This is a genomic window from Bradyrhizobium sp. YCK136 (assembly GCF_044570075.1).
Lineage (GTDB): Bacteria > Pseudomonadota > Alphaproteobacteria > Rhizobiales > Xanthobacteraceae > Bradyrhizobium > Bradyrhizobium diazoefficiens.
Map to the genome: position 1 here is coordinate 6,433,939 of NZ_CP172424.1, position 15,394 is coordinate 6,449,332.

Below are 15,394 nucleotides of genomic sequence, written 5' to 3' on the forward strand. Positions count from 1 at the left end.
TATTGATCATATCTCTAGGCTCATCCTATGGACATCCGCGAACTCCGCTACTTCGCCGCCGTCTATCGCGCGCGCAACCTGACCGCCGCGGCGCGGGCCTGCTTCGTGTCGCAGCCATCGATCTCGACCGCGATCACCAATCTGGAAGCCGAGCTCGGCACCACGCTTTTCATCCGGCACAAGAAGGGCGTCGCGCCCACCGCCTCGGCCGAGCAGTTTCACGCGCTGGCCCGCCGCATCATCGACGAGTCGGACGCCGCGCGCAGCCTGTTCAGGAAGCCGGCGACCAGGACCACGGTCACGCTCGGCCTGATGCGCACGCTCGACGTGCCCCGAACGATCGCGCTGCTGAAGCCGCTGACGGCGCGCAGCGACATCGCGCTGCGCCTCGTCGGCAGCGACGAGCGCGCCGATGCGCGGATCATCTCGAAGTCCATGCTGCGCGCTGACGAGCATTTCGTCGCGCTGTGGAGCGAGCGCTATGTCGCCGCGCTGCCGCCGTCGCATCCGCTGACGCTGAAGGAGAAGCTCCGTGCCGCCGATCTCGCCGGCGCTGCCATGATCGACCGCTGCCATTGCGAGCAAAGCCAATTCTTCGGCCGCGCCGCGCAGCGGCGCCAGACCGCGGCGATCGCGCAATCGGAAGACTGGGCCATGGCGCTGGTCGCCGCCGGAATCGGCATCGCCATCGTCCCCGAGGGCGTGGCGAAGGGCAATCCTGACGTCGCGGTGCGTGAGATCGAGGTCAAGGTCAAGCGCGAGGTCGGCCTCGCCTACCGCGCATCAGTGCCGCTGGCGGACGCGCTGAAGGATCTTGTCGGGAAACTTCAGAAGCAGCGGCGGAAGCCCGATCGGACTGCGCGCCAGCGCAGTGTGCGCAAGACGCTCAGCCCTTCGAGATGACCGCGCGGCCGTAGGGCGGCTGCGCCTGGACCGGCGGGTTGGCGGTCTGGGCCGCGAGCTCGCCGATCAGGCGGTCGGCGTCGGCGGCCATGCCGTCGGGCGCCTGGATCACCAGGCGCTCCAACGCCCAGCGATAGGAGGAGACGCGCTGCTCCAGGCACTGCTGCACCCACTGGATGATCAGCGAGTTCTCCTGCATGCGCGCGACCGCATCGTCTCTCTCCTTCGGAGAGAGGACGGAGACGCGCGCCATGCTGGCATCGCGCTTCCTGTCGAGGTCGATGACCTTGATCGCGGAGGCGAAGAACGGCTCGAAGCGGGTGGTGTCGTTGCGCACGTCCTCGATCAGCTGCGCATAGCGCGAGGAGTGCGAGCGGTGCGGCTCGTCGATCAGCGTGCGCCCGTACATGGTGCGGTCGAACACGACCTTCTGCCGCCACGGTGACGGCAAGGCCTTGTAGTCGCCGAACACGCTCTTCCATGCGGGGCGCGACAGCGGCGGCTCGATCAGGGGATAGGCGAGGTCGCGAAGCTGGCGCTCCTCGTCGGTGAGCTGGAATTGCGACGGCCTCAACCCGACGCTGCCGGTGGCCTCGGTGCCGAGCCAGCGATGCATGTCGTCGCTGCGCATATCGGCGCGGGTGCGGCCGAAATCGCCGCCGCTACAGGCCCCGAGTGCCGCGCCGAGCAGCGCGAGCAGGACGGCCGATACGAAGGGCCGGATCTGGTGGATGGTGTCCGGCATTGCAAAAGCCGGATCTAGCGGCGACGACGACGGCGCCCCGGCGCTGTGCCCGCTTCCGGCCCACGATCGCCGCTGGTTTCATCCGCCTCGCGCTCGATGCGGATCACGGGAAGGATCAGAATCGTTCCCATGTCCGCGCGCGGTGCGACGTCCCCCGACGAGCCTACCCGGCGACCGGCCGGAAATTCGATGATGGTCCCCATGTCAGCTCTCTTCAATTGCCGCGCGACCGAATGCGCCCCTGCAACATGCGGATCATTAAGATCAGCTCATGGTTAACGGGGTGTAAAGATGTGCTCTGGACCGTAACCGCACGGAACCCGCCGCGCCGTCCCGTTGCGGCACGACAATGCCTTGAATTGCGGGGGCGGCTTCACGCCTCGTTTTCCTTAACGAGGCTTTAAAAGAACCTGCGCTAGGCTCACTCGCAAGTCTCTTTTCCGAGTTGCGTACGCCTCCATGACCAAGTCGCTGTTTCCCGGATTCGACGGGCTGATGACCCTCTCCCGTCGCGAAGGCGTCGATGTTCGCCCGACGCTGCTGCGCGTGCTGACCGACCTCTATGTCCAGACGCGCGTCCACAGCGAGGACGAACAGCGGCAATTCGTCGAACTCGCCACGCGACTGATCGACCAGGTGGACGATGCGACGCGCGCCGCCGTCAAGGCGCGGCTTGCGGTCTATCCGCAGACGCCCGTCCCGATCCTGCAGAAGCTCGGGCTGGTCGCCGCCCAGGAAGGCCGCAGGGTTCCGCTCGCGCGCGAAATCGCGGCGCCCCCGCCCGCGCCCTCCCCGGTCCGCGCGCCGACCGAGGCCGAGCAGCGCATGGCCTCGAACATGGCGATGCAGCCGACGGACGCCGCCGAAATCCACGACATGTTCTTCGGCGCCGATGCGTCCCAGCGCGCGCTGATCCTGCACAATCTGGAGCAGACGCCGCTGAAGGCCGCGCCGCGGATTCCGACCGTGCGCGCCAAGCGCGCGATCCAGATCCTGGAGATGGCGGCGATCGCGGGCGACGTCGAGAATTTCACCTACGAGCTCGGCGACAGCCTGATCCTGCCCTCGCGCGTCGCGGCAGAGATCGTCGACGATCCCGGCGGCGAAGCGCTCGCGGTCGCCGCGCGCGCGCTCGACATGCCGAGCCCGAACTTCCAGCGCATCCTCTTGTTCTTCAAACCGGAGATCGGCAACTCCGTGAACAGCGTGTACCGGCTGTCGCGGCTCTACGATCGCCTCGGCGAGCGCTCCGCGCTGGTGATGCTGGCCGCCTGGCGCGGCTCCACGCTCGCGGTGACGCGGGCAAAGTATCAGTCGTCGCTGCACGATGGCGAACGCCAGCGTGCGCGTGCGGGCGCAAGCCAGACGCGGCCCGGCGTGCAGCCCGGCTCCAGCCCAACGGTGCGGACCGGCACCGGCGGGTCGTCGGATCACTAGTCAGGTCTTCGCCAATTCCAGGAAGTGCCGCCCGGCGCGGTCTTCGGTCTCGACGATCCAGGCATCCGAATCGAAGCGGATTTCCTTGGTCAGCCGTTCCTCGACGGCGGGCTCCGGCAGCGGCTGCGATGCAACCGGCACGAAGAAGCGGTCGACGGGCCGGCCGTCGTCATAGACGGTCTGCGGCGCCGGCACGTAGAGCATCGCATTGCCGTCGAGCAGCGACACCTTCACGAACACCGCGCCCGCCTCCTCGGCGCCGCGACGGCGCACCGCCCCGAACACGCCCTCGCTCTGGCACCGGCGCAAATAAGCCGCGACCCATATGTTGGATTTCAAACGCATGAGTCGGACGATAGGCCAGTACGACGCGTCCCGCCAGTCTCGGCGCGCGCTCGCTACGCCTTGCCTGCACCCTGTCCGCCGCCGATCTGGCGTGCGACGAGATATGACAGCGGCATCGCAAGCGCAAACCCGATGGCCGCGGCATAGGGGATGTTCTTGATCGCCTCCGCGGCAAGGCTCGGCACCATCAGCACCACGATCAGGCTGACGCCCGCCAGCACGGTACCCAGCATGATCCAGACGAGAATCGAGACCTTGAACATGATGACCTCTCTTCCTTGATGAGGATGAGCGATCATCTTCCCTGACGCCGCCGACAGTCATTGATCCCGGACAAATCAAGCCGGCGCAGGGCTGGCATCCCCTTGCGGATCACGCGCGGCCAATTGATCCGCGTCAATGACGACGACTAATGTCGCTATTCGACGGGATGACCGATCGCGGCGGCGAGCTCGCGCAGCAAGCGATCGGACACCTGGCCGGTGACCTGCATCTTGTGCTCGCGCTCGAATTTCTGGATCGCGGACTGGGTCTCGCCGCTCATCGCGCCCGTGACCTTCAAATTGCCGTAGCCGTATTCGGACAGCGCGCGCTGCACGCCGGCGATACGCCGTACGGCCGGGCTCTGCTGCGCCGGGATCGGGGCCGGCGGACGCGCGACAGCAATGGACGGCGGCGTCGAGGTCGTCGCCTTGACCAGATTTGTCATGGGATCGCTGGCCGAGCGCGGCGTCGATGCGGTCGCCTCGACCGGCTTCTCCGGTGCCCTCTCGGCAACTCTCTCGACAGGCTTGGGCTCGACAGGCCGGGGCTCTACGGACTTGGGCTCGGCGCGGAACTCCGTTGCTCTCGGCTCGAGCGGCGAGGTATCGGCGCCGACGGGGCGCGGACGCGGCAAGGGGTTCGACAGCGACACGGACGACGGCGCGGGAAGGTTGATCACGGTGCCGAACATCGGTGCCGGATGCCTTCCGGTCTGGAGGAACAGCGCATTGGCAACGATCGCGCTGATGGCGGCAACGGCGACGAGGCCGGCCAGCGTATCCTTGGGACTGTGCAGCAGCACGCGCATCACGAGGTTGCGCTCGGTCTCGACGTCGACAGCCGCAGCCTTGGCGCCACGACGGCGCGGAGCAGCTTCGCCCTTTGCAGACTTCTTAGGCACTTTTCTTCACCAGAGCAGGTTGGTCCTGAAGTTGGTCGTGATGTTGGTCGTGATGTTCCTGGCGCGGCACCGGCGTCAAAGTCGCGATCTTGCTCTCGGCCGGCATTCTATCGGCAGGTTTGGCTTGCGGCGACGTGTAGACCAGCGGCAGCTTGACGGTGACGGCGGTGCCCTCGCCGAGCCTGCTTTGTACCGTCAAATCGCCGAGATGCAACGCCACAAGACTCTTCACGATCGAAAGTCCGAGTCCGGTGCCTTCGTGACGGCGCTGATAGGTCTTGCCGGCCTGGAAGAACGGCGCACCGATACGCTTGAGGTCGTCGGGCGCGATGCCGACGCCGGTATCGCTGATACGCAGCGTGAGGTGCGACCCCGACACCGCGGCTGATACGGAGACCTGGCCGCCGCGCTCGGTGAACTTGATGGCGTTGGCGACGAGGTTGAGCACGATCTGCTTGAAGGCTCTGGGATCGCCGGTCATGACGGGCAGGTCCTGCGGCGCGTCGGTGATGAGGTCGATGCCGTTCTCCCGCGCCTTCAGCGCCAGCAGATTGCAGCAATGCATGAGCGAGGCGCGCGGCGCGAACGGCTCCGACGCAATCTCGAAATTGCCCGATTCCATCTTGGACATGTCGAGGATGCCGTTGACCACCGACAGCAAATGCTGGCCGGAATCGTTGATCAGTTGGGCATATTCCTTGCGCTGGGCCGCACCCAGCATCAGGGCCTGCTCCTGCGCGATCATGTCGGAGAAGCCGATAATGGCGTTGAGCGGCGTGCGCAGCTCGTGGCTCATGGTGGCGAGGAAGCGCGTCTTGGCGGCGTCGGCCGCTTCGGCGGCGCTGCGGGCCTGATCGAGCGCCTGCTCGGAGAGCTTGCGATCGGTGACGTCGCGCATCACGGCGACGACCTCCGTCTCGCGTGCGACATCACGGTCAATATCCTGGCGGCCGAGATCCTGGTCGAGCGGCCGGCAGCGCATCTCGACCCAGATGAAGTCAACCTGGCCGCGCTCCGAGCCGGTCGGTTCCCGCCGCAGCCGGAACTCGACGCTGCGCACATTACCGCGCGCGGCATCGGACAAGGCGGTGAGATAGGCCGGCCGGTCGGCGACATGGACGCGATCGAACAGACCGTGGCCGTGCAGCTGCGCAACGGGCATTCCGAGCATGGCCTCGGCGGCCGGCGAGATGAACTGCACCGCGCCGTTGCGCCGATGCCGCGAGATGACGTCGCTCATGTTGCGCGCAAGCAGGCGATAACGCTCCTCCTCGCGCGACAGCAGCGCAACGCCGGTGCGTGCGAGCGACTCCGCGCCGAAAGCGAGGCCCGCAGCATAGAGGGTGGCCGAGGCGACGCCGAACGCCATCAGCAGGCTACGCTCCGCGGCACTCGGCGCGTCCAGCGGCAGCCAGCCGAGCTGGCCGACGAAAATTAGTATCCCCGCGCAGGAGAGCGCGAGCAGCGAGGCAAAGGCGGCGACGCGGCGCGAGGCCGACAGCGCAGCCTCGAGGGGAACGACGATCAGCCACACCGCAGCGAATGATTCGATGCCGCCGGTCGTGATTGCGACCGCCATGATCAGGCCGGCGAGCGCCAGCGACGACAGCACATGCGCGCCTTCGTAGCGGCCGGTGCGCGACAGGAACCAGGACAACATGATCGGCGCGATCAGCCAGGCAAAGGCCGCGACCTCGACCGCGCTCGGTGCGCCACGCATGGCGAGATAGATCGGGAATGCGGCAAACGCTGCCAGGCTGCCGAGCAGACGCGGCGCCATGAAGGCACGATGGCGCGCTCGCGTCAGCGCGTCGTAACGCGCGGAGGGATGCAGCAGCGCATCGAGACAATCGCGGATGATACTCAAAACTGTCACGGGTCTCGCGCTTCGGCTCATTCGTCGGAGAGACGCGCCGGAACGCCTCCTTGTCGTTGAGCCACCGTGTCAGAGCGACCTTAAACGAGTGCTAAGGCGGCGCGGCCCGGCGCCGGACACCGTGTCATCGCGGAGCTTTTTAGACGATTTGACGACGTCTTCGGCGAGGATGGTGAACACAGGGTTTCACCCCGGCCCGCATGGTTTCGAATTGGTAGATACCGAAGACCGCAGGATCACGGGGGCACGGCATCAATGAAAAATTTACGAGGCCGCCATTTTCGAAGTTTTTTGCGTAAAAATTCCGCGAATTAAGCTCAAGGCAATCACTTGCGATTTATCGAGAGTTGCTAGGTCCGACGCGCTCTGCGGAAATCGCCGCGGCGGGATCTAACATACAGGTCGATAAGATGCGCTTTCTGCTCCGCATCACATTCTGGCTCGGGCTGGTGCTGGTGCTCCTGCCGCGGGACAAGACGCCCGAATCGGAGAAGCTGCCGCAGATCGGCGCCGCCGACGCGGTGCAGGCTGCGACCGCGGCCGTCTCCGACATGACCCAGTTCTGCAAGCGCCAGCCGGCGGCGTGCGAGGTCGGCGGACAGGCCGCGTCGATCATCGGCCAGCGCGCCCAGGACGGCGCGAAGAAGATCTATCAGATCATCAACGACAAGAAAGAGCAGATCACCAACGAGAAGAACGAGAAGAACGAGAAGAGCGACAAGAAGGCGCCCGACCACACCGGCTCGATAGCACTGGCCGGCGAAGGCGACACGGCTGGGAGCGAGGCGCCGCGCGACACCCTGACCCAGGACGACCTCGCGCTGGAATGGCGCGGACCGGGGCTTGCGAATTAGCCCCCAAACCCTATCGATTTCACGGCTTCGCGTCCTTATATTGGGCTGAACGGGAACGATAGGCCAGCATGACGACGATCGACGAAATCAGGGACAATTTCGAGATTCTGGACGAGTGGGACGACCGCTACCGGTACGTCATCGAGCTTGGCCGCACCCTGGAACCGATGCCCGAGGCCGAGCATTCGGCCGCCAACAAGGTGAATGGCTGCGTCAGCCAGGTCTGGCTCCAGAAGCTGGTCGAGCGCGATGGCGGCGCGCCGATCCTGAAATATCGCGGCGACAGCGACGCTCATATCGTGCGCGGCCTGGTCGCGATCGTGCTCGCGCTCTATTCGGGCCGCACGCCGCAGCAGATCCTCGCGACCGACGCGATCGCGGTGTTCGACGAGTTCGGCTTTCGCGATCACCTGACCCCGCAGCGCTCCAACGGCCTGCGCTCGATGGTCGAACGCATCAAGACCGACGCGAAAGAGGCGCTGGCGGAAGCCACCTGAAGACCCTCAAGTTTCGTAGGGTGGGCAAAGGCGCACTTGCGCCGTGCCCACCATCTATCAACAATTGTGAGCCGGATGGTGGGCACGCTTCGCTTTGCCCACCCTACGAGATTCGAGGCCGGCTCTACTTCCGCTTCCGCTGCTGCTGTCCCAAACCCATCTGCTTCGCCAATTGCGAGCGCGCCACCGCGTAGTTCGGCGCGACCATGGGATAGTCGGCCGGCAGGCCCCATTTCTCGCGGTACTGCTCGGGCGTCATGTTGTACTGGGTGCGCAGATGGCGCTTCAGCGACTTGAAGCGCTTGCCGTCTTCCAGGCAGACCAGATAGTCCGGCGCGATCGACTTCTTCAGCGACACCGCCGGCTTGGCCGGCTCGAGCGGCGCCGCCTCGACGCGGCCCGACGAGACCCGCACCAGCGCGCCGTGCACCTGGCTGATCAGGTTCGGGATCTCCGCGGCCGGCGTCGGGTTGTTGCCGAGATAGGCCGAGACGATGCTCGCTGTCAGCTCAATGAAATTCTTAGCCCCGGCATCCGACATGGGCCCGACCTTTCTCCACCTTGCGTCTCACGGGAGAGACGACTTCGAAGTATTCCGTGTCAACAATACGTTCGGCCAAAATACAGGACTGACGACTATGGGCTGATGACTGGCGAAGTGACAAGAAAGCTGGCGCTTTACTTGGCCCCGGCAGTCCTCAGGAGCGCTGGTCAAGATGCGCGCGCAACTCGTCGATCGAGGCAAAGCGCATCATGCCTTCCGGCATCTGCGCTTCGATCGAGCCGTCGGAATAGAGCGAATAGGCCATGCCGTCGACGACACCGGATTTGAGCACGGTCACGGGCGCCTGCTCGACCGCCGGCTCCGACTCCGGCTCGGGTGCAGGCGGCGGGGTAGCCTCGACAAAGGTCGAGGGCGAGCGCGGCGGCGGGCGGCGCGAGGCGGCCGGCGGTTCCGGCGGGCGCATACGATCCGGCTTCGGCCAGGCGTCGTCGAAGCTTGCAGGCGGCGTGTCCGGGCCGGCAGGCGCCGCGGGCTCGGCATGCGGCGGCGGGCCCTCGGAGGCCTTGGCCTCCGCACGCTCGCGTTCCTTTCGCGAGGTCGAGGCGAACAGCAGGTTGCGCCGGCGCGGCGCTTCCGGAGCTGCGGGCGGCGCCGGAGGTTCCGGCTCCGGTGGCGGCTCGACGCGCGGCCGCTCGCGCATCGGTGCCTCGCCTTGCCATGGCGGCGGCGCGGCCGGCGATGGCGGGGCCGTCGGCTCGGCGCGCTTCGCCGGAGCAGGCTCGGGCGCAGGCGCGCCGGGCAGCGCGAGACCCGGCAGCACGGGCCTGACGCGCGCTTCGGACGGTGCGGCGGCACCGGCCAGCCGGCGGGCGATGCCCTTCAGTTCCAGCACCACCAAATGGAGGCCCGCCAGTAACATTCCGGAGCAGACGCCGATCGTGCCCGAGATTATGAGGGTACTGCCGAGGCTGAACTCCCTGACGGTGAAGCCAAACAGGATCGCAAGGAGGCCCGCCAGGACGGCGACAATCCCCGCGATCAATAATGCCAACGTCATCGAACTCACCCCCGGCCGCGCATCCATACGCGACACACGCCACGATACCGTCTTCCTGTGTTGCTCGCCAACGACGAATTGCGATCAGCGTTCCTAAAGGGAAGGAAATCAGGGACTTATTCACATTCCCTTCAGCTACGGATCGCTACTGCTAGAGTGCTCTTGAGTTTCTGGATTTGCTGCGTCGCATCAGGAATTTAGCCATAATGCCCAATTACTTGGTAATGGAACTGCGCTATACGGAGTCCGGGGAGCAGGCCCGCGCGCACCAGCAGGGCCGAGAGGGGATTCCGGGTCACCAATAGCCATGACATCCATCACGACTTCGGCGATCGACACGCCTCTGCGGCGCTCGGTCGAACGGACTTGCGACGATCTCGCCATGCTGGTGCTGGCCGCGGTCGCCGTCATCGCAGGCTTGACCTTCCGCGATTACGGGCTCGGCTGGGACGACTACACCCACGCTGAATATGCCGATCTGTTGCTGCGCATGTTCGGTTCCGGCTTCAAGGACACCGCGGCGCTCTCGTTCGCCAACCTCTATATGTATGGCGGCGGCTTCGACATGGTCGCGGCCCTCCTGCACAAGGTCATTCCGCTCGAGCTGTTCGAGACGCGCCGCCTGGTCGGCGCGATCGTCGGCGTGATCGGGCTTGCCGTGACGTGGCGGCTCGGCCGCCGCATCGGCGGGCCGCTCGCGGGCCTCGCTGCGCTGCTTCTGCTCGCGCTCTGCCCGATCTTCTACGGCCACATGTTCATGAACCCGAAGGACGCGCCCTTCGCGGTCGCCATGATCATCCTGATGCTGGGCCTCGTCCGGCTCGCGGAGGAATATCCGCAGCCTTCGCCGCGCACGATCCTGATCGTCGGCTTAGGTGCCGGCCTGTCGATCGGCTGCCGCATCCTCGGCGGGCTTGCGCTGGTCTACGCCCTGATCGGCTTCATCCCGCTGTTCCTGGAGGAACTGCGCACCGAAGGCGTTCGCGAGGCGGCCCGCCGCTTCGCCCATGTCGTCTACCTGCTGCTGCCCGGCCTGGTGTTCGGCTATCTCGTGATGGGCCTGATCTGGCCGTGGTCGATCATGGAGCCCGGCAATCCCTTCGAGGCGCTGACCTACTTCTCGCACTTCTTCGAGAAGCCCTGGAAGGAGATGTTCGACGGCGCGATCGTGTCGGTCCCCGACATGCCCTGGTCCTATCTGCCGACGCTGTTCGCGCTTCAGTTGCCCGAGGTGATGCTGGTGCTGATGACCGGCGCCGTGGTCAGCACCTTCGCGCTGCTGCCGCGCGGCGAGGTTCCGGCCCGCCGCAAGACCATCCTGCTGATGCTGACGCTCGCCGCGACCCTGCCGCTCGCGATCGCGATGGTGAAGCGGCCCGCGCTGTACAACGGCATCCGCCATTTCGTCTTCGTGATCCCGCCGATGGCAGTGCTCGGCGGCGTCGCCTTCGCCTGGACCATGGAGCGCCTGCGCGCCAACCACCGCACCTGGCAGCCGGTCGTGCTCGCCACCTTCTGCTTTGGCCTCGCGCTCCCGCTCGCCGAGATGATCCGGCTGCATCCCTATCAATACACCCACTTCAACCACATCGCCGGCACGGTGCGCGCCGCCGACGACCGCTTCATGCTGGACTATTGGGGCCTCGCGCTGAAGCAGGCCTCCGACGAGCTGCGCGAGCAGCTGGTCGAGCGCCAGGAAGTGCCGCCGCGCAACCGCATATGGAAGGTCGCGGTGTGCGGTCCGCAGCGTCCGGCGCAGGTCGCGCTCGGGCCCGACTTCACCATCGGCTGGGACTCCAATGCCGCCGATTTCGCCATGACGCTCGGCGAGTTCTACTGCAAGGGCCTGACCGCGCCTGTCATGGTCGAGATCAAGCGCGACGACGTGGTGTTCGCCCGCGTCTACGACATCCGCGGCAGCAGCATTTCCAGCCTGCTCTCGATCCCGGCACCGTAAGATCATTGTCCGATCGGACGGCCGCGTAGACGAAACGTCGCGTCGGACGGTTCTGAAATCCGGAACCTCAAACGCACACTCCATGCGGGCGACGCTGAACTGCCGCGCTTTGAGCGCCTTGCCGCCGACCTCACCCGAGACTAGGCTCTCGCTCCGCAACAACGAGGTTCGGAGAGATTTGCCATGTCACCAGCGGAAGCGCGCCTGAAGGAAGTGCCGTCGAACATGGCGGAGGCCGAGTGGCAGCAACGGGTCAACCTCGCCGCCTATCGCCTCGTCTCGCTGTACGGCTGGGACGATCTGGTCGACACCCACATCTCCGCCCGCGTGCCCGGCCCCGAGCATCACTTCCTCATCAACCCCTACGGGCTGATGTTCGACGAGATCACGGCCTCGAGCCTCGTCAAGGTCGACCTGCACGGCAACCAGCTCTCCGAGAGCGAGTACAGCATCAACCCGGCCGGCTTCACCATCCATTCGGCGATCCACGAGGTGCGCGAGGACGCGATCTGCGTGCTGCATCTCCACACCCTCGACGGCACCGCGGTGTCGAGCAGCGCCGAAGGGCTGCTGCCGCTGAACCAGACCGCCCAGCTCGTCACCCACGACCTTGCCTATCACGACTATGAAGGCATCGCGCTCGACCACGACGAGCGGCCGCGGCTGCAGAAGGACCTCGGCGACCACAACCACATGCTCCTGCGCAACCACGGTACGCTGACGGTCGGCCGCTCGGTCGCCTCGGCCTTCGAGCGCATGTATCACCTCGAGCGCGCCTGCTCGATGCAGGTGCGCACGCGCGCGCTCGGCACGCCGGTCTATCCGGTCGAGGAGATTGCGATCGAGAAGAACACCGAGCTGCTCGCCAATCGCGACCGCGCCGAGCTGCGTGCGACCAACCTCGTCTGGCCGCCCCTGCTGCGCAAGCTCGACCGCGAGCTGCCGGGCTATCGGTCTTTAGATTTTCGGGATTTCGTGTAAGGTAGCTCTCAACTACCTCTGCACGTTCTGGAATGAAACGCCGCCCAATTCCGGGCGGCGTTTTTATTTGGCCCCGCTGTCATTGCGAGGAGCTCTTGCGACGAAGCAATCCAGACTGTTTCCGCGGAGGGATTCTGGATTGCTTCGCTCGCAATGACGAAGATAGAGATTTCGTAGGGTGGGCAAAGCGAAGCGTGCCCACCCCTTCGATCGCAATCGCGGAGAGATGGTGGGCACCGCGCGCGAAGAGCGCGCCTTTGCCCACCCTACGGCACCGTGTGCTACTTCACCTCGGCCAGCGCGGCGAGGATGCGCGCCCAGGAGCGGATCCCCTTCTGGAAGCTGCGGAGGTCGTACTTCTCGTTCGGCGAGTGGATGTTGTCGTCATCCAGGCCGAAGCCGACCAGCAGCGAGTCCAGTCCCAGCGTGCGCTTGAAGTCGGCGACGATCGGGATCGAGGCGCCCGAGCCCATCAGCACGGTCTCCTTGCCCCATTCCTCGGTCAGCGCCTTGCTGGCGGCGGCGAGCGGCTTCATGTTCCAGTCGAGCGCGACCGCGGGCGCGGCGGAATGGTCGCCGAACTCGACCTTGCAGTCGCCCGGAAGCCGTGCCGTCACGTAGTCGCGGAAGGCCTTACGGATCTTTGCGGGGTCCTGTCCCTCGACCAGACGGAACGAGACCTTGGCGGACGCATGCGACGGGATCACCGTCTTGGAGCCTTCGCCGATATAGCCGCCCCAGATGCCGTTGACGTCGCAGGTCGGACGCGAGGAGGCCTGCTCGATCAGGAGCCGGCCCTTCTCGCCGGCCGGGATCGACAGGCCGATCGGCTTCAGGAACATCTCCGGCGTCAGGTTGAGCTTCTTCCACTGCTCCAGGATATCAGGCGGCAGGTCCTTCACCCCGTCATAAAAGCCGGGGATGGTGATGCGGTTATCGTCGTCGAACAGCCCACCGAGAATTTTCGTGAGCACCCGGATCGGGTTCATCGCGCTGCCGCCGAACACGCCGGAATGCAAATCGCGATTGGCGGCGGTGATCTTCAGCTCTTCATAGAGCAGGCCGCGCAGCGACGTCGTGATCGCCGGCGTGTTGCGGTCCCACATGCCGGTGTCGCAGACCAGCACGTAATCGGCTTTGAACTCGTCCTTGTTGGCCTCGATGAAGGGCACGAAATTCTTCGAGCCGACCTCCTCCTCGCCTTCGATCAGGAAGGTGACGTCGATCGGCAGCGAGCCCGTCACCTTCTTCCAGGCGCGGCAGGCCTCGACGAAGGTCATTACCTGGCCCTTGTCGTCCTCGGCGCCGCGGGCGACGATGATCTTGCGGCCATCGGCATGATCGGTGACGGCAGGCTCGAACGGCGGACGGTGCCAGAGGTCCAGCGGATCGACCGGCTGCACGTCGTAATGGCCATAGAAGATCACATGCGGCCGCCCGCCCGCTCCGGTCTTGCCGACGATGGCGGGATGGCCGGCGGTCGGCCTCACTTCGGTGGCGACACCCAGGCTCGCGATATCCTTGGCGAGATGCTCGGCCGCGGCCTTGCAGTCGTTGGCAAAGGCCGGATCCGCCGAGATCGACTTGATCCGCAACAGCGAGAACAGGCGCTCAAGGCTGTTGTCGAAATCCTTGTCGATGTGGTCGAGCACGGATTGAAGCTGGGCATTGGCCATGGTCGGATTCCTGACTTTCGAGTCTCAAGATGGCTTCTCAAGAGGTCTTGGGTTTCAAGAGATCTTGGGTTTTAGCGCTGCCGCGGCGCCGGAGCCAGCCGCAACCGGCGGATGCCGGATGTGCCATGCGAGGCTCCCCGCGAGGATGGCTGTGGCGAGGAGGTTGTTGCCCCAGGCCTGGAAGGCATTGGGAAACCACGGCAGTGCCAGCAGCATGAGACATCCGGCCGCGCCGAGGGCAAGCCAGGTTCCCAGCCGCACATTCGCCCGCTCGTCGAAGGCGGCGCGATGCATCAGCACCGTCATCGGGAAGAACAGCCACATGAAGTAGTATTGCCGCGCCAGGGGCGATGCCACCGTCATCAGGCAGAACAGAATGCCGAGCTCCTCGGCATCCGAGCGCGCCGTTCGAAGCCGTTGCGGCGGCATGACCGCGACGAAGCCGAGCCCGAGCAACGCCGACAGCGCTAGCACGATCCAGTTCGCTGTCCTGTAATCGACGTCGATGATATTCATCGTGCGCGGCGGCTTGCTGGGATCCTCCTGATTGTAGTTGATCGGACGAACCAGGCGGTGCGTGACGGCAATGATGGATTGGTTGACCCACGACCAGTTCTGGTCGTCGCGCTGGCCAAAGCCCTTTTCCGAGCTCGCCCCGACCATGCCCTGATACCAGGTCGCAAGCTCGGCCGCGTTGCGCTCGAAGCCGCGAATGGGCGCCGGCACAACATAGGGAAGGATGCCGGTGAAGGCGACCGTAGCGACGGCAGCCGCCCACTTCCGCCGCCAGACCAGATAGGGCAGCACCGCAATCGGAAACACCTTGATGGCGGTGGCGAGCGCGAACAGCAAGCCCGCGAGCCAGACGCGCTGATGCTGCAAGCACCAAAAACCGTAGAGCATCATCGCCAGCAGGACGAGGTTTGGCTGGCCGAGGTCGAACATGTCGAACACGAAGGTCACGGTGACGAAGGCGGGCAGTGCCTCCAACCAGGGACCGGGCTTGCGGCCCGAGCCGGTCATGACATTGGAGAGTGTCCCGGTGTACCACCACGCCAGCGCATTCAGGACCGACAGCACGATGTAGAGCGGGATCTTGCCGAACCAGCTCGGGATCGCCAGCAGGATCGCCGGCAGGGGTGGATAGATGAATTCGAACGGATAACGGAAGTCGCTCGGATAGAGCGAGCCACCATGCAGCACCTGCTGCCCGGCCCAATACCAAAGCGCATAGTCCTTGGTCTTGCCGTGGCCGAAAATCTCCGGGCCGAGGACGTCCGCGGTCAGGATGAAGCAGCAAAAGAGGAAGAGCAGGTCCAGCGGCGCGCGCAGCGACAGGCGTCTCGGCGCATCAGGTTTGGCTAGCGGGTCGGTTGAGGTCACAATAGGGTCCAGT

16 protein-coding genes are annotated in these 15,394 nt (G+C 65.5%); 6 read left to right on the plus strand and 10 right to left on the minus strand.

Going from position 1 to position 15,394, the window contains the following annotated elements; genetic code table 11:
* The first annotated feature begins 27 nt into the window (after window positions 1-27).
* Window positions 28-903, plus strand: a complete 876-nt coding sequence (locus ACFLEY_RS31115) for a LysR family transcriptional regulator (protein WP_060911181.1) — start codon at window positions 28-30, stop codon at window positions 901-903.
* Here the strand turns inward: ACFLEY_RS31115 and ACFLEY_RS31120 are convergent.
* Together ACFLEY_RS31120 and ACFLEY_RS31125 are read right to left on the minus strand one after the other, a co-directional pair.
* Window positions 887-1,648, minus strand: a complete 762-nt coding sequence (locus tag ACFLEY_RS31120) for a hypothetical protein (protein WP_060911180.1) — start codon at window positions 1,646-1,648, stop codon at window positions 887-889. The two genes, ACFLEY_RS31115 and ACFLEY_RS31120, sit on opposite strands and share 17 nt — an antisense overlap.
* Before the next feature lie 14 nt (window positions 1,649-1,662).
* Window positions 1,663-1,851, minus strand: coding sequence for a hypothetical protein (locus ACFLEY_RS31125; RefSeq protein WP_028172280.1), 189 nt, complete (start codon window positions 1,849-1,851; stop codon window positions 1,663-1,665).
* 256 nt (window positions 1,852-2,107) lie between these two features.
* On the opposite strand from ACFLEY_RS31125, the gene ACFLEY_RS31130 reads away from it, so the two are divergent.
* Window positions 2,108-3,085, plus strand: coding sequence for a DUF2336 domain-containing protein (locus ACFLEY_RS31130; protein ID WP_060911179.1), 978 nt, complete (start codon window positions 2,108-2,110; stop codon window positions 3,083-3,085).
* On the opposite strand, the gene ACFLEY_RS31135 is transcribed toward ACFLEY_RS31130, so the two are convergent.
* The 4 genes from ACFLEY_RS31135 to ACFLEY_RS31150 form a co-directional block, all read right to left on the minus strand.
* A complete protein-coding gene (locus tag ACFLEY_RS31135) occupies window positions 3,086-3,430 on the minus strand; it encodes a DUF1491 family protein (protein WP_011085858.1) in 345 nt (114 codons plus the stop codon).
* Window positions 3,431-3,483: 53 nt separating this feature from the next.
* On the minus strand, window positions 3,484-3,693 hold the full coding sequence (locus tag ACFLEY_RS31140) for a hypothetical protein (RefSeq protein WP_028172283.1): 210 nt from the start codon (window positions 3,691-3,693) through the stop codon (window positions 3,484-3,486).
* A gap of 155 nt (window positions 3,694-3,848) precedes the next feature.
* Window positions 3,849-4,595 carry a peptidoglycan-binding domain-containing protein gene (locus tag ACFLEY_RS31145; RefSeq protein ID WP_060911178.1) on the minus strand — a complete coding sequence of 249 codons (747 nt, stop codon included), beginning with the start codon at window positions 4,593-4,595 and terminating at the stop codon, window positions 3,849-3,851.
* Window positions 4,588-6,492: an ATP-binding protein gene (locus ACFLEY_RS31150; protein WP_082756288.1), complete on the minus strand. Its 1,905-nt coding sequence runs from the start codon at window positions 6,490-6,492 to the stop codon at window positions 4,588-4,590. The genes ACFLEY_RS31145 and ACFLEY_RS31150 overlap by 8 nt, the downstream gene beginning before the upstream one ends.
* A 389-nt stretch (window positions 6,493-6,881) precedes the next feature.
* On the opposite strand from ACFLEY_RS31150, the gene ACFLEY_RS31155 reads away from it, so the two are divergent.
* Both ACFLEY_RS31155 and ACFLEY_RS31160 read left to right on the plus strand, forming a co-directional pair.
* Window positions 6,882-7,325, plus strand: coding sequence for a DUF5330 domain-containing protein (locus ACFLEY_RS31155; RefSeq protein ID WP_060911176.1), 444 nt, complete (start codon window positions 6,882-6,884; stop codon window positions 7,323-7,325).
* 68 nt (window positions 7,326-7,393) lie between these two features.
* Complete coding sequence (locus ACFLEY_RS31160; RefSeq protein WP_011085853.1) at window positions 7,394-7,822, plus strand: SufE family protein; 429 nt, start codon at window positions 7,394-7,396, stop codon at window positions 7,820-7,822.
* A gap of 124 nt (window positions 7,823-7,946) precedes the next feature.
* Here the strand turns inward: ACFLEY_RS31160 and ACFLEY_RS31165 are convergent, their stop codons facing one another.
* Together ACFLEY_RS31165 and ACFLEY_RS31170 are read right to left on the minus strand one after the other, a co-directional pair.
* Entirely contained in the window at window positions 7,947-8,363 is a 417-nt protein-coding gene (locus ACFLEY_RS31165) for a MucR family transcriptional regulator (RefSeq protein WP_011085852.1), read from the minus strand.
* A gap of 157 nt (window positions 8,364-8,520) precedes the next feature.
* Window positions 8,521-9,384, minus strand: coding sequence for a hypothetical protein (locus ACFLEY_RS31170; protein WP_060911175.1), 864 nt, complete (start codon window positions 9,382-9,384; stop codon window positions 8,521-8,523).
* A 307-nt stretch (window positions 9,385-9,691) separates the two neighbouring features.
* Between ACFLEY_RS31170 and ACFLEY_RS31175 the strand changes: the two genes are divergently transcribed.
* Window positions 9,692-11,341 (plus strand): glycosyltransferase family 39 protein, encoded by a 1,650-nt coding sequence (locus ACFLEY_RS31175; RefSeq protein ID WP_211433405.1) that lies wholly within the window; start codon window positions 9,692-9,694, stop codon window positions 11,339-11,341.
* A gap of 183 nt (window positions 11,342-11,524) precedes the next feature.
* Window positions 11,525-12,322: a class II aldolase/adducin family protein gene (locus ACFLEY_RS31180; protein WP_211433403.1), complete on the plus strand. Its 798-nt coding sequence runs from the start codon at window positions 11,525-11,527 to the stop codon at window positions 12,320-12,322.
* A gap of 281 nt (window positions 12,323-12,603) precedes the next feature.
* Here ACFLEY_RS31180 and ACFLEY_RS31185 read toward each other — a convergent pair whose 3' ends face one another.
* Window positions 12,604-13,998: a M20/M25/M40 family metallo-hydrolase gene (locus ACFLEY_RS31185; protein ID WP_011085848.1), complete on the minus strand. Its 1,395-nt coding sequence runs from the start codon at window positions 13,996-13,998 to the stop codon at window positions 12,604-12,606.
* Window positions 13,999-14,052: 54 nt separating this feature from the next.
* Window positions 14,053-15,381, minus strand: a complete 1,329-nt coding sequence (locus ACFLEY_RS31190; protein WP_211433402.1) for a glycosyltransferase family 87 protein — start codon at window positions 15,379-15,381, stop codon at window positions 14,053-14,055.
* Window positions 15,382-15,394: the final 13 nt, after the last annotated feature.